The sequence below is a fragment of the Vibrio sp. 10N.261.52.C11 genome (assembly GCF_041471405.1).
Lineage (GTDB): Bacteria > Pseudomonadota > Gammaproteobacteria > Enterobacterales > Vibrionaceae > Vibrio > Vibrio crassostreae_C.
This window is the reverse complement of record NZ_JBFROI010000135.1, coordinates 1,633-1,903: the sequence shown is the minus strand read 5'-3', so window position 1 is coordinate 1,903 and position 271 is coordinate 1,633. Positions and strand designations below refer to the sequence as shown.

1 protein-coding gene is annotated in these 271 nt (G+C 46.5%); it reads right to left on the bottom strand.

The features are described 5' to 3' along the window. A partial coding sequence (locus AB4323_RS24575) for a hypothetical protein (RefSeq protein WP_372153528.1) occupies nucleotides 1-271 on the bottom strand: 271 nt, incomplete at both ends.

The following is a 271-nucleotide window of genomic DNA, read 5'->3' as shown; positions in this document are numbered from 1 at the left end:
TCGCGGTATAATTTTCTGACTTGCCATCAACATCGGTGATGGTGATTGAAACTTCTTGGCCATCTTCAACATTGGTCACCGTTCCGACCAAAGTGCCATTACTCACTTCGGCGGAGTTGTAATACTCATCACCAAAACCATCAAAATCGACATCGATGTCTGCCAGCGTATCTTTGACTATTGTGTCACTGGAGGTCGCTGTATTGCCCGCAATGTCGGTAACCGTAGCTTCTACCGTTAAGGTGCCTTCAGCGAAGGCTGAATAATCTTG